Source organism: Devosia sp. Root413D1 (assembly GCF_001425235.1).
In the GTDB taxonomy this organism is placed as follows: domain Bacteria; phylum Pseudomonadota; class Alphaproteobacteria; order Rhizobiales; family Devosiaceae; genus Devosia_A.
The window spans coordinates 483,221-501,525 of sequence record NZ_LMEA01000010.1 but is presented as its reverse complement, the minus strand read 5'-3'; the positions used below and the strand labels follow the sequence as shown (position 1 = coordinate 501,525).

Below are 18,305 nucleotides of genomic sequence, written 5' to 3'. Positions count from 1 at the left end.
GGTCCAATCCTCAACATTTGCCGCTGAGCACTTTGTGGGTTGGCCACGGAGAGACCACCAACACAGGTGAGTTTTGGGTCAGCACCGGAGGGCAATCTAGGCGACAGACTTTACTCTGCCGCCTCCAGCCGGTTTACCTCGATCAGCCCGCGAATCTCCGCCCGGCATGAGCCGCAATTCGTCCCCGCCTTCAGCGCCGCCCCGATTGCCTCGACCGTGTGACAGCCGCCCCGCGCCGCTTCAGCGATCTGGTTGGCGCCCACCCCGAAGCAGGCGCAGACGATCGGGCCCGGATCGGGGCGGTCGGCGCCCGGCCGGCCCACCAGGATATCGGCGCGCCGCGCCGGCTTGATCGTCTCGGCCAGCAGCGACACCGCCCATTGCCGCGACACCAGCACCGGGTCGGGCGACAGATAGAGCGCGAAGATCAGCTTGCCGCCCTCGAACAGCGCCAGGCTTTGCCGGCCGCTCGCCTTGTCGGCAATGCTGAGCAGTTCGACCTTCTCTCCCACCCCGAATGCCGCCCGGGCCCAGCCAACCCAATCCTCGGGCTCGGTGATGAAGGCGAGCTCCGCCCGCCAGCCGCCGGTCGTTTCGGCGATCGCCCAGTAGTCGGTGCCGGCGAATTGCGGCCGCACCCGGCTCACTGCAAAACCATAGCGCCGGGCCAAAGCCGGCCCGGCCACTACCATTGCCGATTTGAGCGCCGGCTGCCCCGATTGCGGATCGGTCTGTCCGCCCACCAGCGCATCGATGCGGCCCTGCGCCGAGAACCGGTCGGTCCAGTGCATCGGCACGAATACCGAGCCCTTTTGCTGTCGCTCGGTGACCAGCGCCCGCACCAGCACGCTGCCGTGGCGGTTCTCGAGCCGCACCAGGCTGGCGTGCCGGATGCTTTTTTCGATTGCGTCGTCGGGGTGCAGCTCGGCGAACGGCTCGGCCATGTGGGCCGATAGCCGCGCCGCCTTGCCGGTGCGCGTCATGGTGTGCCAGTGGTCGCGCACCCGGCCGGTATTGAGCACCAGCATGCCGGGTGGCGGCGTCAGCGGCGGCGGCGGCGCCACCGCGACGAAGCGGGCCCGGCTATCGGGCGTAAAGAACCGTCCATCGGTGAACATCCGCGCCGTGCTGCGCACCGTCCGCACCGGCCACTGCACCGGCTGCAGCCCGTCATATTCTGCGTGCAGCAGACCCGAGAGGTCGAAGTCGCGGCTGCCCTCGTTCTCGAACCCCGACAGCGCCGCGTGTTCGGCGAAGATCTCGGCCGGCCGCTCATAGGCGAAAGCCTCGGCATGCCCCATCCGGCGCGCCACCTGAGTGACGATCCACCAGTCCGGCTTCGCCTCCCCCGGCGCGGCGAGGAACGGCCGCTGCCGCGAAATCCGGCGCTCGGAATTGGTCACCGTGCCGTTCTTTTCGCCCCAGCCTGCCGCCGGCAGCCGCACATGCGCTTCCACCGCCGTATCGGTCGCGGCGTTCATGTCCGACACCACGACGAACGGGCAGGCCCGGATCGCCGCCCGCACCTTGTCGGCCTCGGGCATCGAATCCACCGGGTTGGTCGCCATGATCCAGAGTGCCTTCACCTTGCCCTGGGCGATCGCTTCGAACAGCTCGACCGCCTTCAGCCCCGACTTCTCAGCCACCCGCTCCGAGCGCCAGAACCGCTTCACCCGGTCGATATTGGCGGGTTCGAAATCCATATGCGCCGCGAGCATGTTGGCGAGCCCGCCGACCTCGCGTCCGCCCATCGCGTTGGGCTGCCCGGTCACCGAGAACGGCCCCATCCCGGGCATGCCGATTCGGCCGGTTGCGAGGTGCACATTGACGATCGCGTTGACCTTGTCGGTGCCGGTCGCCGACTGGTTCACCCCCTGCGAGTAGACCGTCACCGTCCGCGTCGTCTCGGCGAACCAGTCGTAGAATACCGCGATGTCGCGCACGCTGAGCCCGGTGGCTTCCGCCACCCGCTCGAGGTTCCAGCTGCGCGCCACGTCAAGCGCCGCGCCGAACCCGTTGGTGCTTTCGGCAATGAACTCGGCATCGACGGCGTTCCGCTCGGCCAGTGACTTCAACAGCCCGACGAACAAAGCCGTATCGCCATCCGGCTTGATCGCGAGGTGCAGGTCGGCCTGCTCGGCGGTGGTGGTGCGCCGCGGGTCGATGAGGACGATCCGCATCCCCGGCCGCTCGGCCTTGGCCTTTATGATCCGCTGGTACAGCACCGGGTGGCACCAGCTGAGGTTGGAGCCGACGAGGATCATCAGGTCGGCGAGCTCGAGATCCTCATAATTCCCCGGCACAGTGTCCGAACCGAAGGCCCGCTTGTGCCCGGCCACCGACGAGGCCATGCAGAGCCGCGAGTTGGTATCGATATTGCCCGAGCCGATGAACCCCTTCATCAGCTTGTTGGCGACGTAATAGTCCTCGGTGAGCAACTGCCCCGAGCCATAGATGGCGACCGAGTCTGGTCCGTGCTGAGCAATGGTCTCGGCGAAGGTTTTCGCGACGAGACCCAGTGCAGCATCCCAGCTGGCCCGCTCGCCGCCGATCTCGGGATAGAGCAGCCGCCCATCCAGCGACAGCGTCTCGCCCAGCGCCGAGCCTTTCGAGCACAGCCGCCCGAAATTGGCCGGGTGCTCGGGATCGCCGGCAATCGTCACCGAGCCATCCGGCTGCGGCGTCGCCAGCACCCCGCAGCCGACGCCGCAATAGGGGCAGGTGGTGCGGATAGTATCAGGCATCGTAGGTGCCCTGCCCGTCATCCGCCCTTCGGGCACCTCGCGGAGAGGGCATTCGCCCTCGTCCGCTGACCTCAAGGGGAGAAGGGCGATCGCCTCGATATCTCAGTCGGCCTCCCTTCTCCCCTTGAGGGAGAAGGTGGCTCGGCCGCAGGCCGAGACGGATGAGGGGCAGTTTAGTCAAGATAGGTCCCCCCTACTCCGCCGCCATCAGCATGACCTCTGCCGCCATGAAGATGCGGCCATCGACCACGTTCACCGCAAACGTCCTGACCTGCCCCTCGTCGGCGCCCTGCGCCTCGCCGGTCGCGAGATCGAACACCCAGTTGTGTAGCGGGCAGGTCACCGAGCCACCATGCACGATGCCTTCGCTGAGCGGCCCACCTTTGTGCGGGCAGCGGTTCTCGATGGCGTAGACTTGGTTCTCGGCAGTGCGGAACACCGCGATCTTGCCGGCTGGCGTGTTGACACAACGCGCGCCGCGTAACGGAACCTGCTCGAGGCGACCGATCTCGATCCAGTCGTTCATGTCCATCACTCCGCTGCCTGCGGCACGCCGAATTCCGCCAGTGCGGCGAACTCGTGCGCGTCCTTGCCGTTGACCCGCTCTTCCCACGGATCGACCTGGGCGAATTTCTGGCTGAACACGAACCGGTCGTAGTAGAAGCGGCGCTTCGTGAGGTCGCGGACGATCGAGGCCTGGATCGACTCCATCCCCACCCGCTTCAGCCACTTGTACATGCGCTCGAGATAGCGGCCCTGCTCGCGATAGAGCTGGGTCAGCGCGGCGATCACCTCGATCGCGTCCGTCTCAGTGTCGACGTGGCAGAGCGGCTCGGTGCCCTTGATGTCGAGACCGGCGGCGCCGGCAAAGACGATGTCGTAACCGCTGTCGACGCAGATCACGCCCACATCCTTGCAGGTCGCCTCGGCGCAGTTCCGCGGGCAGCCCGAGACCGCCATCTTCACCTTGGCCGGGGTCCAGCTGCCCCACATGAACTTCTCGAGCTTGATGCCGAGCCCGGTCGAATCCTGGGTGCCGAACCGGCACCAGTCCGAACCGACGCAGGTCTTCACCGTCCTGAGGCCCTTGGCATAGGCAGCGCCCGAAACCATGCCGGCGGCGTTGAGGTCGGCCCAGACGCCAGGCAGGTCTTCCTTCTTCACTCCGAGCAGGTCGATGCGCTGCCCGCCGGTGACCTTCACCGCCGGAATCTTGAACTTGTCAGCGACATCGGCGATGGCGCGCAGCTCGTTCGGGCTGGTCATGCCGCCCCACATGCGCGGCACCACCGAATAGGTGCCATCCTTCTGGATGTTGGCGTGCACGCGCTCGTTGATGAAGCGCGACTGCCCGTCATCCTCGTACTCGCCGGGCCAGGTGGCGATCATGTAGTAGTTCAATGCCGGCCGGCACTTGGCGCAGCCGCACGAGGTCTTCCACTCGAGTTCCTGCATCAGTTGCGGGATGGAGCGCAATTCCTTGGCGATGATCAGCCGGCGTACATCGTCATGGCCGAGATCGGTGCATTTGCACATCGGCTGCACGGCGGCGGGGTTGTAGCTGTCGCCCAGCGTCAGGAGCAGCAGCTTTTCAACCAGCCCGGTACACGAGCCGCAGCTCGCCGAGGCCTTGGTATGGGCGCGGACATCGTCGAGCGACGTCAGGCCCTTGGCGGTGATAGTGCCGGTGATCTTCGACTTACATACGCCGTTGCAACCACAGATCTCTGCCTCATCCGGCAAGGCTGCAACGGCCGCCGTAGGGTCCAGCGGGGCACCACCCTGGTAGTTCTGGCCGAAGATCAGCGTGTCGCGCATTTCGCGCGTATCGACGTTGCGCTTCAGCATATCGTAGAACCACGGCCCGTCGCCGGTATCGCCGTAGAGCACCGTGCCTATGATCCTGTCGTCCTTGAGGATCAGCCGCTTGTAGACGCCGGCACTGGCATCGCGCAGCACGATCTCCTCGCGGTCGTCGCCCTCGGCGAAATCGCCCGCCGAGTAGAGATTGACGCCGGTGACCTTGAGCCGGGTCGCCGTGGCGACCGGGGTAAACGTCGCCTTCTCGTCGCCGCAGAGCTGCGCGGCGAGGACGTTCGCCATGTCGTAGAGCGGCGCCACCAGCCCGAAGGTCGCCCCGTTCACTTCGACGCATTCACCCAGCGCGTAGATCGAGGGGTCCGAGGTGCGCATCTGCGCGTCGACCACGATGCCGCGATTGGCGGCGAGCTCGGCGGTCTTGGCGAGGGCGACGTTCGGCCGGATGCCGACCGCCATCACCACCAGGTCCGCCGGGATCACCGAACCATCGGCGAACTCGACGCCGGTGACCCGCTTGTCGCCGAGGATCTGCTTGGTATTGGCCGAGGTCATCACCTTGATGCCCCGCGCCTTCATCGATTCCCCGAGCAGGTACCCGGCCGCCGGATCGAGCTGGCGCTCCATCAGCGTCGGCATCACGTGCACTACGGTCACGTCCATGCCCTGCTCGTTGAGCCCGGCTGCCGCTTCGAGGCCCAGCAGGCCACCGCCGATCACCACCGCCCTGCCCTTGGCCTTGGCGGCCAGCATCATGACGTTCACGTCGTCGAGGTCGCGATAGGTGACCACACCCGCGAGGTTCACCCCCGGCACCGGGATGATGAACGGCACTGAACCGGTGGCGATCACCAGCTTGTCGTAGCTCTCGGTGATGCCGTTGGCCGAGGTCACCGTCTTGTTCACCCGGTCGATGGTTTCGACCTTGCAGCCCTTGTAGAGCGTGATGCCGTGCTTGATGTACCAGGCGTCGCCGTGGATCACGATGTCGTCGAAGCTCTTCTCACCCGACAGCACGGGGCTGAGCATGATGCGGTCGTAGTTGACCCGCGGCTCGGCGTTGAAGATCACCACATCGTAACGATCAGGGTCGGTCTCGAACAGCTTTTCCAGCGCCCGCCCGGGCGCCATGCCGTTGCCGATGATGACGAGTTTTTCTTTCACTGAACCGTCTCCAGTTGAAGGTGTGCGGCCGGCTGCGCGCGGGTCTGGCGGCGCACGGCGATGTGCATGAAGGCGAAAGCCACGGCGACCAGCACGAACAGCGCCATGAAGCAGCTGCTCCACAGCCCCGTCGCATCGTTGAGCCAGCCGAACAGCAGCGGCAGGATGAAGCCGCCGAGCCCGCCGATCATGCCGACGAGGCCGCCCACCGCCCCGACATTGTCAGGGTAATAGGCCGGGATGTGCTTGTAGACCGCCGCTTTGCCGAGGCTCATGAAGAAGCCGAGGACGAACACCAGCCCGATAAAGGCCCACGGGCTGATGCCGAAGTTGACGGTGAAGCTGCCATTGATGCCATGCACCAGCATGTCGCTGGGCGGCAGGGCGAGGATGAACGTCGCCACGGCCGAAACGCCGAAGGTCCAGTACATCACCGTCCGTGCGCCCACCTTGTCCGAGAGCGAGCCGCCATAGGCGCGGAACAGGCTGGCCGGGATCGAGTAGGCGGCGGCCACCATGCCGGCGGTCTTGATGTCGAAGCCGTAGACCCCGATCAGGTAGCGCGGCAGCCACAGCGTCAGCGCCACGAACGCCCCGAAGGCGAAGAAGTAGTAGAGCCCGAAACGCCAGACCCGGATATCCCTCAGCGGCGCGAACTCGGCGGCGAGGCTGCGCTGCGGCGCGCCCTCCTGGCGCCGCTTCACCAGCACCGGATCGTCCTCGGTGGTGAACCAGAACACCACTGCCATCACCGCGAGCACCGCGGCCCAGCTGAGCGCCACCGCCTGCCAGCCGAACGCCACCATGACGAACGGCGCGACGAACTTGGTCACCGACGCCCCGACATTGCCGGCGCCGAAGATGCCGAGCGCCGTGCCCTGCTGCTTTTGCGGATAGAACCGCGACACATAGGCGACGCCGACTGCGAACGAGCCACCGGCAAGCCCGACGCCGAGCGCCGCAATGAGGAACTGCTCGTAGGTCTGCGCGAAGACCAGCAGCGATGTGGCGACTGCCGCCGCCAGCATGGTCATGGTGTAGACCAGCCGCCCGCCATAACGATCGGTCCAGATGCCGAGCGCGATGCGCACCAGTGAGCCGGTCAGCACCGGGGTGCCGATCAACAGCCCGAACTGCGTCTCGGTGAGGCCGAGCTGATCCTTCAGCGCCACGCCGATGATCGAAAAGATCGTCCAGACGGCAAAGCAGACGGTGAAGGCGATGGTCGACAGCGTCAGCGCACGGCGCTGCGAGGCGATTTGAGCATCAGGGGCGCTCATGAATTCTCTCCGCTGGGATGAGAGCCAAAACAAAAAACTCCTAGGAGGCGCAGTCCGCTTACGGACCGTGCTTCTGAGGGCGACTTTGCCTGTTGGGGGTGCGCCCACCGTTGGACGCCGGATGAGAAGCACGGAAACCGTGTCTCATGAGAACAGTAATGCACGTAGCGTGCCAAACTGCGTTGGAAGCGAAAACGCTAGTCTTGGCAGTTGGTTAGCCGGATGCCGCGAAAGTGATCAGGCAGCAGCACTGACTAATTTGAGTCCAGAGCGGGCGGAGTGGTGCACAGATTTTGACCACCGGTACTGCGTGGTGAAAGTTTGGGCAGGCGCCGAGGGACCCACCCAACGTCCCACCCCCACCGGTGTCATCCCAGCGAAAGCTGGGACCCATCCATCGGCTGGTGCGGGCGGCGAGATGGGTCCCAGCTTTCGCTGGGATGACACCGAGTTTGCTGAGGCTGCGGCGGTCACCTGAACCGCCGCATCAGCTCCCCTCCCCCTTGAGGGGAGGGGCGGGGGGTGGGGGTGGTGCGGTGATCACAGATGGACCCCCACCCCCAACCCCTCCCCTCAAGGGGGAGGGGAGCGACCACCCCCGTCGCGGTCTCAAGCCGCCTCCACAAACCGATGCCGTTCATACAAAAACTTCAGCACCGCCTCGCGGCACTTGAGATAGGTCCGGTCACCGGCCAGCTCGAGCCGCCGGCGCGGTCGGCCGAGCGGCACAGCGAGCACTTCGCCGATCCGCGCCGCCGGCCCGTTGGTCATCATCACGATCCGGTCCGAGAGCAGCACCGCCTCGTCGACATCGTGGGTGATCATGATCATGGTGTTGTGGAGCCGCTCGTGGATCTCCATCACCGCATCCTGCAGGTGCGCCCGGGTCAGCGCGTCGAGTGCCCCGAACGGCTCGTCGAGCAAGAGGATCTTCGGCTCCATCGCCAGCGCCCGGGCAATGCCGACGCGCTGCTTCATGCCGCCTGAGATCTCCGCCGGTCGCTTGTCCCGGGCATGGCCCATCTGCACCAGGTCGAGATTGTGCATGATCCACTCATGCCGCTCGGCTTTCGACTTCTTGCCGCCGAACACCTTGGCGACCGCCAGGTTGACGTTCTCGTAGACCGTCAGCCAGGGCAGCAGCGAGTGGTTCTGGAACACCACCGCCCGCTCCGGCCCCGGCCCGCTCACCACTTCCGAGCCAAGGACGATCGCGCCCGAGCTCACCTCGGTCAGCCCGGCGATCAGGTTGAGCAGCGTGGACTTGCCGCAACCCGAATGCCCGATGATCGAGATCACCTCGCCCTCGGAAATCTCCAGCGAAATGTCCTTCAGCACCTCCGAGGTCACCCCGTTGCGCTCGAAGCTTTTGTCGACGTGCTCGATTTTCAAATAGCCAGCCATGCTTGCCTCGCTCAGTTCGCGGCCGTGCCGCGGGTGATGAAGGCGCCGAAGCCGGCAACCAGGCGATCGAGCATGAAGCCGATCACGCCGATATAGACCAGCGCCACGATGATGTCGGGCAGGCGCGACGAGTTCCACGCATCCCAGATGAAAAAGCCGATACCGACCCCGCCGGTGAGCATTTCCGCCGCGACGATGGCGAGCCAGCTCAGCCCGATGCCGATCCGCAAACCGGTGAAAATGTACGGCGCCGCGGCCGGCACCATCACCTTGAAGAAGAACTCGATCGGGTTGAGCCGCAGGATTGCCGCGACGTTCCGGTAGTCGTTCGGGATGTTCCGCACGCCCACCGCGGTATTGATGATCACCGGCCACACGGCGGTGATGAAGATGACGAAGATCGCCGAGGGGTGGCTATCGCGGAACGCCGCCAGCGACAGCGGCAGCCAGGCCAGCGGTGGCACGGTGCGAAGGATCTGGAAGATCGGGTCGAGCCCGCGCATCGCCCACACCGATTGCCCGATAAACGCCCCGACCGCGACGCCCACCAGCGCGGCGAGGCCGAAGCCGACAGCGACCCGCTGCAGCGAGGCGAATACCCGCCAGGCGAGCCCGATATCGCCATTGCCATAGTCGAAGAACGGGTTCCAGATCAGCTCACCCGCCTGCTCCCACACCACCGATGGCGGCGGCAGCGAGGCGCCCGGCGTCGAGCAGGCGATCTGCCAGATCAACAGGATCAATAGGATTACGATCAGCGGCGGCACGATGGAGCGCGCGACGCCGGTAGCGACCTTCTTCATGTCGATCCTGCGGCTGGCGGGCTGTGCCGGAAAGGCGAACACCTTCGCCTTCTTGGCCGGCACGACGGTTTCGAACTGGGCCTCTGCACTCATGCTCGCGGGGTCCGTTACTGAATGAGGGAAAAAGTGGCGCCGAGCCGGGGTTGGGCCCGGCGCCAGTCAGGGGACATCAGCCGAGTGCGGTGATCGCCAGGCTCTCGAGATACGCAGACGGGTTTTCGGGATCGAACACCTTGCCGTCGAAGAAGGTCTCCGGCCCGCGCGAGCTTGAAGCCGGGATATCGGCTGCCGCGACGCCGAGTGTCTTCGCCGCATCGCGCCACAGGTCCTCGCGGTTCACTTGGTCGACCAGCGCCTTCACGTCGGTTTCGGCCGGCAGGTACCCCCAGCGGATATCTTCGGTGAGGAACCACGCATCGTGGCTCTTGAACGGATAGGACGCATGGTCCTTCCAGAACTTCATCTCGAGCCCGGTGGCGGCGACGACCCGCCCATTGCCGTAATTGATGTCGCCCTTCAGCCGCCCCAGCACATCGGCCGGCGGCACGTTGAACCAGCCGCGTTTGCCGAGGATCTGGCTCAGCTCTTCCTTATTGGCCATGTCGTCGGCCCACTGCGCCGCCTCCATCACCGCCATCAGGATGGCGCGGGTGGCGATCGGGTTCTTCTCGATGAAATCGGTCCTGAGCCCCAGCGCCTTTTCCGGGTGCCCCTTCCACAGTTCACCCGTCGACGCCGCGGTAAAGCCGATCCCCTGGTTCACCAGTTGCTCGTTCCACGGCTCGCCGACGCAGAAGGCGTCCATGTTGCCGACCTTCATATTCGCCACCATCTGCGGCGGCGGCACGGTGATGGTGGAAACTTCGGTGTTGGGGTTGATGCCGCCGGCGGCGAGCCAGTAGCGGATCCAAAGGTCATGCGTGCCGCCCGGGAAGGTCATCGCCACGGTGACTTCCTTGCCTTCGGCCTTGCGCTTGGCGAACACATCCTTCAGCGGCGAGCTGTCGAGCCCGACGCCGACATCCTTGTAGGCCTGCGCTACCGAGATCGCCTGGCTGTCGAGATTGAGCCGCGCCACGATCGACATCGGCAGCGGCACGTTGTTCTGCGTCACCTTGCCGGTCGAGATCAGGTAGGGCATCGGCGTCAGGATATGCGCCCCGTCAATGCCGTTGGCGGCGCCGCCCAGCACCAGGTTGTCGCGCGTCGCGCCCCAGCTGGCCTGCTTCAGCACTTCGACATCGGGCACGCCATGCTTGGCAAACAGCCCCTTCTCTTTGGCAATGACCAGCGCCGAGGCGTCGGTCAGGGCGATGAAGCCGAGCTTGGCGCCGGTGACTTCAGGGCCCGCGCCTTGGGCAAAGGCGCCCGAGGGGAACAGGGTTTTGGCCGCCACGAGCGTTGCCGCGGTGGCCGTAGTGCCCGCGAGGAAAGCCCGGCGGGTGAGGAGGGAGGTGGTGGTCGATTTGGTCATCAAGTCTCTCCGAGTGATGCGATCAAGCCGGCGCCCCGAAGTGCCCCTCGGCCCCAAAACGACAAAGCCGCCAACAGGTCTTGCACGCTGGCCCGAAGACCAGTCGGCGTTCCCGTTGGCGGCTTTGCCTGTCGTGGGGCGCCCACCGTTGGACGCCGAATGATCGCGATTTTGCGTTCGGAGAACACAATGCACGCGCCGTGCCAAACTGGCCTGAGGCTATTAGGTGTGTGATTCCAGGTGGTTAGACTGTTGGCCGAAAATTGGGCAGGAGCGGAAACTGCTCAATCAGAATCCACTTACTCATGGTCTGCACACGAGATAGGCACTTTTCAAGTATGCCTATCGTTTGCTCAACGCCGGAGGTGACGGTGCCGGGGCCACCTGACTGATAGAGACGGCCCCCTCCCGGCCTCCCCCATGAAGGGGGAGGTGAAGAGCCGAGGCTGTATCTCGATTGTGCCGAATACTCGATGCGGCACCTCCCCCATCATGGGGAGGATGGGAGGGGGCCGTCTGCTTCAGTGGTCAACCGAGTCGCGGCGCTTAGGCCGCCCGCTGCGCCGCGATATACGCCTCGACCTCGTCCGGATCGAACTGCACCCCGTCGAAGAACCCGTCCGGCCCGATGACCAGCGTCCCCGATGTCGAGGGCACCTCGGTCGGGGCCGCCAGCAGCCCCTCGACCTTGCTGTCGGCGAGCGGCATCGGCACCCCGAGCGGCGTCAGCGCCGAGCGGTAGACATCCGGCCGGAAGGTCATTGCGGCAGCGCGGGCCCGGTCGGCGGTATGCTCGACCTCGCCCCAGCGCACCATCTGGCTGTAGAACCACGCCGCGTGGCTGGTCCATGGGAAGTTGGCCGCCCCGGCATAGGGGACGAAGTGCTCCGGCACGCTTGCCGCCACCCCACCGCCGATATCGAGCTGCCCATTCAGCGCCGGCAGGATCTGCTCGGCCGGCAACCCGAGATAATGCGGCGCCGCCATGATGGCGGCGATCTCTTGATGGTTGGTGCTCTCGCCGCACCACACCGCCGCATGGTGCACCGCGCGGATCAGCCCGGCGACGATCTCGCTATTGGCCTCGGCCCAGTGCGCCCGCATGCCGATCACCTTGTCGGGGCTCGAGCGCCAGATGGCGGCCTTCACCGTGGCGATATGCGCCCCGGCATTCTTCACCCCAACGGTGTTCCACGGTTCGCCGACGCAGTAGCCATCGATGCCGCCCGAGCCGAGCGCCTCGGGCAGCAGCGGCGGTGGCAGCACCACGATCTCGATATCGCGCTCCGGCACAATGCCGCTCGCCATCAGCCAATAGCGCAGCTCGTAATTATGCGACGAGGTCTGATGCACCACGCCGAACCGCAGCTTCTGCTCCGACGACGCGACCACCTGCTTGAGCGCCGCGCCGACCGGCCCGGCCGCCAGCGTTGCCGGCGCCCCGGCATCGGCCAGCCGCGCCCAGAGTGCGGCGCTCACCGTCACCCCGTTATTGCCCAGCCCCAGCATCATCGGGGTGATCATCGGCACCGATAGCGGGTTGAGCCCCAGCGTCGCGGCGATCGGCATCGGCGCCAGCATCTGGGCGAAATCGAAATGCCCCAAAGCCGCCCGGTCGCGGATATTGGCCCAGGAGGTCTCCTTGACCAGATGCAGGTCCAGCCCCTCGGCCGCCGCGAACCCCTTCTCGCGTGCCAGCACCAGCAGCACGCTATCGAGCAAGGGCAGGAAACCGGCGGAGAGGGCAATGAGCGACATGATTATTCCTCTGGGCCGAGCAGGCTGTCGGCCGTCACCAGGCTCTGGGCAATATCGACGATGCGGCGGTTCTGGTTCATCGCGGTCTTGCGCAGCAACTTATAGGCATCCGCCTCGCTGAGACCGCGCGTACGCAACAGGATTGCCTTGGCCTGGTCGATGACCTTGCGATCCTCGAGCTCGCTGCGCGCCTGCTCCAGCTCCCGCGTCAGCCGGGCGAAGGCGTTGAAGCGGCTCACTGCCATATCGAGGATCGGCTTCACCCGCTCCTTCTTCAGCCCGTCGACCACATAGGCCGAAACCCCCGCCTCCACCGCCGCCTCGATCGCCGAAGCGTCCGAGCGGTCGACAAACATGGCGATCGGCTTTTTCAGCGCCCGGCTCAGCGTGAAGAAATGTTCCAGCCGGTCGCGGTTGGGGTTCTCGAGGTCGATCACCACCACGTCGGGCATGTCGCGCTCGATGACGCGCGCCACCTCGTTGATCTCGTTGACCACGGTGACCCGGGCATGCCCGGCCTCGCGCAATCCGTCCTCGATGATCGAGGCACGGATGCGGTTCTCGTCGATCACCAGAATGGCGAGGTCCTGTACCGGCATGGGGTGTTATCGGCATGTTCGAGCTGCACAATCAAGCGCCGCTTTCGCAACCCTGCTCATCATTTCAGCGGCGATTTCTGAATTCCATTTGACTTAATAAATCCGCCGTCACAGTCTCCCCGCCAGCCTAGGAGGGACGCCTTGGGCCTGAGGGGGACGAACCAGGAATTCGGACGGCCGTACAACCGGCGCATCGTCCTTGAAGCCATCCGCGCGACTGGCCCGACCACCCGTGGCCGCATCGCAGCGGAGGTCGGCCTTACCGTACAGACCGTCTCCACCATCATCCGCGAGCTCGAAGAGCAGGGTTACATCCTCTCCAACCGCGAGGAGCCGCGCGGCCGCGGCCTGCCGCCGACGACGCTGCGCATCAACCCCGAGGGCGGCTACGCCATCGGGGTCTACATCACCCCGCTCGGGCTCGACGCGGCACTGATCAACCTCGCCGGCGACGTCGTCGGCTCGGTCCACAGCAATGCCGCTCGTTCGAGCCCGGACGAAGCCTTCACTCTGATCGGCAGCATGGTCACCGACCTGCGCGCCCTGCGTGGTGGCGCCCGGATGCTCGGCGTCGGCCTGTCGCTGCCCGGCCCGTTCGGCGTCGAGTCGATGAGCTTTGTCGGCCCCACCACCATGGTCGGCTGGGGCAATGTCGCGCTGCGCGAACGGCTCGCCGAAGTCACGGGCCTGCCCGCCTTCATCGAATCCGATATGGCCGCCGCCGCGTTGGGCGAGCGGCTCTATGGCCGTGGCGCCGAGTTCGCCGATTTCTACTACCTGTTCATCGGCGTCGGCCTCGGCGGCATCATGGTGCACGAGGGAGTGGGACAGCGCGGCGCCTGGGGCAATGCCGGCGAGATCAGCCACATCCCGATCGTTCCCGATGGCGAGCTTTGCCCCTGCGGCAATCGCGGCTGCCTCGAGCGTTACGTTTCGCTCGAAGCCTTCAACCGGCGGGGGCTCGGCGAGGCCGCCTATGCCGACGCCATCGGCCCGCAACTGCGCGCCGCCCTCATCACCATCGAGAACCTGTTCGATCCCGAGACGGTGATTCTTGGCGGCCTGGCGCCACCGAGCCTCAGCGCGGAGCTCGCCCGCGTCGCCGCCAACCTGCCCAATTCGGTCTCGGCTCGCCACGACCGCAAGGCGCCACGGCTGATCATCTCCGATGGCGGCCCGCACACCGTGCTGCGCGGCGCAGCGGCGCTGGCGGTGGCCGGCGTGCTCTCGCCCCGCTTCGGCCAGCTCTTCGCTCCCGGCCAAACCCAGCTCAAGGGACTTGCTGCATGACCAGCTTCGCCCCCCTGCTCGTCCTCGACGACATCAGGAAGAATTATGGCGCCATCGAAGCGCTGAAGAGCATCAGCTTCACCATCGGCAAGGGCGAAGTGGTGGCGCTGCTCGGCGACAATGGCGCCGGCAAATCGACCCTGGTGAAGATCATCGCCGGCGGACTCGAACCCACCTCCGGCCGGATGACCTTCGACGGCCGCGACTTCCTCGCGAGGTCTCCCTCGGAGGCCAAGGCCGCCGGCATCGAGACGGTCTACCAGGACCTGTCGCTCGCCACCAATGTCGATGTCGTCGCCAACTTCTTCATGGGCCGCGAGCTCACCAGGAAGGTGCTCGGCATGTCGGTGCTCGACGAAAAGGCCATGGAGGCCGTCGTCGCCAAGGCGCTCGCCAGCGCCGGCACGAAAATTCCGTCGCTTCGCACCAAGGTCGAGCACCTCTCGGGCGGCCAGCGCCAGGCCATCGAGCTCAATCGGTTCGTGCATTGGGGCGGCAAGCTCGTGCTGCTCGACGAACCCTTCGCCGCACTCGGCGTCGAGCAGACCCGCCGCGGCCTCGAGATGATCCGCGCCGTCGCCAACCAGGGGATCGGCGTCGTCATCATCACCCACATCATGCAGCAGGCCTTCCAGGTCGCCGACCGGATCGTGGTGATCCGCCAGGGCGTCGTGGCCGGCGATGTTGCAACCAAGGATACGAGCCCCGATGCGGTGGTCAACATGATCACCGGGGAAACCCTGGCCGCTGCCGGAGCGGCCGGTTGAGGGGCAGAACAGGGAAATCCGGCACCAAGGAGCGAACGAAATGAAGCGAATACTTCTATCCGTCTTCGGCGTTCTGGCAGTGGCTCTGGCCCTGCTGACGCCGGCCTTCGCCCAGACCAAAGGCAAGGTCTATTACCTCGTGCCCACCCTGCTCGACGAGTTCCAGACCGGCTCGGTCTCGGCGCTGGAAATGTTCCTGAAGCAGGTCGGCTATGAGATGCAGACCCTCAATGCCGACAACAAGACCGACGTCCAGCAATCCCAGATGAACGACGTCATCGCGCTGAAGCCGGCGGCCATCATTCTCGCCGCCGTCGATTTCAATGCGCTGAAGCCCTCGATCGAAGCGGCCATGGCCGCCGGCATCCCGGTGGTCGAGTTCGACCGCCAGATCACCTCGACGCCGTCGTCATTCACCTCGGTCGCCGGCACCGTCGAGATCGGCTATGTCGCCGCCGAAGTGGTCGGGGGTCTCCTCACCAAGAAGAACGGCGCCGTGAAGGGTAAGGTGCTGCAGGTGCTCGGCGATCCGGGCGACCCCTACACCCTCGATATCCAGAAGGGTTTCGAGGAGAAGATGGCGGCCTACCCGGACGTCAAGATCATCTCACTGCCGGCGCTCGGCTGGGCCGCCGATGCCGCGGGCACCATCGTCAACGACCAGCTGCTGGCCAACCCCGATATCGACCTGATCTTCAACCACGCCGCTCACCTTTCGGTCGCCGCTGCCGCTTCGCTGGAAGCTGCCGGCAAGAAGCCGGGCGACGTGCTGATGCTCTCCTCGAACGGCGCACCGGTCGGCCTCGACCTGATCCGCAAGGGCTGGATGCAGGCCGAAGTCGAGCAGCCGCTCTACGCCCAGGCCGCCGCCGTCGCCATGTTCATGGACAAGATCGTGAACAAAGAGGAGATCAAGGCCGGCTCCTACGACGTGCTGGGCCTCCCCTCCACCGTGACGATCGAAGCCTGGGGCCCCAACATCAAGATCCCCGGCGCCGCCATCACGGCCGAGAACATCGACAACCCGGCCTTCTGGGGCAACCTGAAGCCCCCGACGGATACCGTGAAGTCGGTGGAATAAGCAGAGCTCAGAGCGGCAAAACACCGGCCCCTCCCTCCCCCTTGTGGGGAGGGTAGCGAAGCAGGAGCTTGGGCGCAGCCCAAGTCCGTTGCGCAGCTGGGTGGGGGGAGGCCCCGAGCTCTGAGCGTGTGGCCACCCCCACCCTTGATCCCTCCCCACAAGGGGGAGGGAGACCCGACTGCAAGCACCCGTCACCGGAACCCCAGCATGAACCCCAACACCCGCCGCGCCCTCGAGTTCATCCTCGATAACCTCGTCTGGTTCATGCTGCTGTTCGTGCTGCTGGTGTTCTCGATCTTCGTGCCGAACTACTTCCAGCCCGGCATCTTCGCCAACATCATCGAGGCGTCCTCGGTGCTCGGCGTCATGTCGATCGGCCTCGCGCTGGTGATCATCGCCGGCCACATGGATCTGTCGGTCGAATCCGTCGCGGCGCTTTCCGCCATGGCGGTCGGCATCGTCTTCTGCTCGGCAGGCATCGGCATGGGCGTGCAATTGACGCCGGATTGGCTCGGCGTTCCGGTCTCGCTGATCATCGCGCTGGCCGTCGGCAGCGCCATCGGCGCCTTCAACGGCCTGCTGATCGTCAAGCTGAAGATGAACGCCTTCATCGTCACCCTCGCCTCCTACATCTGGGTGCGCGGCGTGGTGCTGGCGCTCTCCGGCGGCCGCTCGGCGCAGGACCTGGCGCCCGCCATTCGCTGGTTCGGCGTGCAACGCCTGCTCGGCCTGCCGCTCACCGCCTGGATCGCTATCCTCTGCTTCGTGGTGTTCTCGCTGATCATGGCCAAGAGCCGGTTTGGCCGGCACCTCATCATCATCGGCGGCAACCAGAACGCCGCCTTCCGCGCCGGCATCAAGGTCGACCGCATCCTCATCACCTCGTTCGTGCTCGCCGGGGCCATCGCCGCGCTCGCCGGCTGGCTGCTCGCCATCCGCACCTCTGGCGCCACCGCCAATCTCGGCATGGGGCTGCTGTTCAACGCCTTCGCCGCGGTGGTGATCGGCGGCGTCAGTTTGAAGGGCGGCGTCGGCGCCCTGCCCGGCGTCTATGCCGGCGTGCTGCTGCTCTCGGCCATCAACACCGCCATCAACCTGATGGGCCTGCCCGCCACCTCCACCCAGGTGATCCATGGCCTCCTGGTGCTCGCCGCCGTGCTCCTCGACACACTGAAACTCTCGATCAGGCAAAAACTCGCATGACCAAACGACTTCAAGGCAAGACCGCGCTCGTCATCGGAGCGGCGCGCGGCATCGGCAAAGCTATTGCCGTCCGCTTCGCGGAAGAAGGCGCCAACCTCATTGTCGCCGACACCGAGCGCGAGGCCGGCGCGGCTACCGCAGCTGAGCTCGGCGCGCCCTTCATCTTCACCGATATCTCGAAGCTCGCCGACGCCGAGGCCGCCGTCGCGCTGGCGCTTGAGACCTATGGCCGGCTCGATATCCTGGTGCAGAACGCCGGCATCTACCCCTGGCAGCTGCTCGAACAGACTTCCGTCGATGACTGGGATCGAGTGATGGGGGTGAACCTGCGCGGCAGCTTCATCGCCGCCCGAGCCGCGCTCACCCCGATGAAGGCCCAGGGCTATGGCCGCATCCTCTTCACCTCGTCGATCACCGGCCCGCATGTCACCAGCCCGGGCCACGGCCACTACTCGGCCACCAAGGCCGGCATCAACGGCTTGATCCGCGCCGCCGCGCTCGAGTTCTCCGGCTACGGCATCACCGTCAACGGGGTCGAACCCGGCAACATCCTCACCGAAGCGGTGCAGCAGCACCGCTCGCCCGAGTTCCTCAAATCGATGGAAGACGCCATCCCCCTCGGCCGCCTCGGCAGCACCCGCGACGTCGCCAACGCGTTCCTGTTCCTTGCCTCGGACGAAGCCAGCTACATCACCGGCACAACCATCATCGTCGATGGCGGCCAGCTGCTGCCGGAGGGGAACGACTTCAGGATCATGCCGGATCGGGATTAGGGGCGACTAACCGGGCACCCGGTGGTTGACTGACCCCCACCGCTGTCCCCTCCCCCTAAACATGGGGAGGGAGACCAAAACACCGGCTTTTGAGTAAGCGTCTCCCTCCCCATCCTTAGGGGGAGGGATCAAGGGTGGGGGTCAGTC

General features: G+C 65.7%; 14 protein-coding genes. 5 read left to right on the top strand and 9 right to left on the bottom strand.

Going from position 1 to position 18,305, the window contains the following annotated elements; translation table 11 throughout:
- Positions 1–110: 110 nt before the first annotated feature.
- From ASC89_RS17100 to ASC89_RS17060, 9 genes are all read right to left on the bottom strand, one after another.
- Positions 111–2,744, bottom strand: a complete 2,634-nt coding sequence (locus ASC89_RS17100) for a nitrate reductase (protein ID WP_055999902.1) — start codon at positions 2,742–2,744, stop codon at positions 111–113.
- A gap of 193 nt (positions 2,745–2,937) precedes the next feature.
- A complete protein-coding gene (gene nirD, locus ASC89_RS17095; RefSeq protein WP_055876908.1) occupies positions 2,938–3,276 on the bottom strand; it encodes a nitrite reductase small subunit NirD in 339 nt (112 codons plus the stop codon).
- A complete protein-coding gene (gene nirB / locus ASC89_RS17090; RefSeq protein ID WP_055876905.1) occupies positions 3,276–5,726 on the bottom strand; it encodes a nitrite reductase large subunit NirB in 2,451 nt (816 codons plus the stop codon). Before nirB ends, nirD begins: the two co-directional genes overlap by 1 nt.
- Positions 5,723–7,006, bottom strand: coding sequence for a nitrate/nitrite transporter (locus tag ASC89_RS17085; protein WP_055876902.1), 1,284 nt, complete (start codon positions 7,004–7,006; stop codon positions 5,723–5,725). Before ASC89_RS17085 ends, nirB begins: the two co-directional genes overlap by 4 nt.
- Positions 7,007–7,615: 609 nt before the next feature.
- Positions 7,616–8,410: an ABC transporter ATP-binding protein gene (locus ASC89_RS17080; protein ID WP_055876899.1), complete on the bottom strand. Its 795-nt coding sequence runs from the start codon at positions 8,408–8,410 to the stop codon at positions 7,616–7,618.
- Between the two features lie 11 nt (positions 8,411–8,421).
- Positions 8,422–9,306: a nitrate ABC transporter permease gene (gene ntrB, locus ASC89_RS17075; protein ID WP_055876896.1), complete on the bottom strand. Its 885-nt coding sequence runs from the start codon at positions 9,304–9,306 to the stop codon at positions 8,422–8,424.
- A 76-nt stretch (positions 9,307–9,382) separates the two neighbouring features.
- Positions 9,383–10,687, bottom strand: coding sequence for a CmpA/NrtA family ABC transporter substrate-binding protein (locus ASC89_RS17070; RefSeq protein WP_055876893.1), 1,305 nt, complete (start codon positions 10,685–10,687; stop codon positions 9,383–9,385).
- Between the two features lie 546 nt (positions 10,688–11,233).
- The gene (locus ASC89_RS17065; RefSeq protein ID WP_055999899.1) at positions 11,234–12,445 is read right to left on the bottom strand and encodes a CmpA/NrtA family ABC transporter substrate-binding protein; all 1,212 of its coding nucleotides are present in this window, start codon (positions 12,443–12,445) and stop codon (positions 11,234–11,236) included.
- A 2-nt stretch (positions 12,446–12,447) separates the two neighbouring features.
- Positions 12,448–13,044, bottom strand: a complete 597-nt coding sequence (locus ASC89_RS17060) for an ANTAR domain-containing response regulator (RefSeq protein WP_055876888.1) — start codon at positions 13,042–13,044, stop codon at positions 12,448–12,450.
- A 141-nt stretch (positions 13,045–13,185) separates the two neighbouring features.
- Here ASC89_RS17060 and ASC89_RS17055 point away from each other — a divergent pair, with 141 nt between their 5' ends.
- The 5 genes from ASC89_RS17055 (at position 13,186) to ASC89_RS17035 (ending at position 18,158) form a co-directional block, all read left to right on the top strand.
- Positions 13,186–14,334, top strand: a complete 1,149-nt coding sequence (locus tag ASC89_RS17055) for an ROK family transcriptional regulator (RefSeq protein ID WP_055876885.1) — start codon at positions 13,186–13,188, stop codon at positions 14,332–14,334.
- Positions 14,331–15,101 carry an ATP-binding cassette domain-containing protein gene (locus tag ASC89_RS17050; protein WP_055876882.1) on the top strand — a complete coding sequence of 257 codons (771 nt, stop codon included), beginning with the start codon at positions 14,331–14,333 and terminating at the stop codon, positions 15,099–15,101. The genes ASC89_RS17055 and ASC89_RS17050 overlap by 4 nt, the downstream gene beginning before the upstream one ends.
- Positions 15,102–15,141: 40 nt before the next feature.
- Positions 15,142–16,182: a sugar ABC transporter substrate-binding protein gene (locus ASC89_RS17045; RefSeq protein ID WP_055876879.1), complete on the top strand. Its 1,041-nt coding sequence runs from the start codon at positions 15,142–15,144 to the stop codon at positions 16,180–16,182.
- 207 nt (positions 16,183–16,389) lie between these two features.
- On the top strand, positions 16,390–17,385 hold the full coding sequence (locus ASC89_RS17040) for an ABC transporter permease (protein ID WP_055876876.1): 996 nt from the start codon (positions 16,390–16,392) through the stop codon (positions 17,383–17,385).
- A complete protein-coding gene (locus tag ASC89_RS17035; protein ID WP_055999896.1) occupies positions 17,382–18,158 on the top strand; it encodes an SDR family oxidoreductase in 777 nt (258 codons plus the stop codon). The genes ASC89_RS17040 and ASC89_RS17035 overlap by 4 nt, the downstream gene beginning before the upstream one ends.
- Positions 18,159–18,305 lie beyond the last annotated feature (147 nt).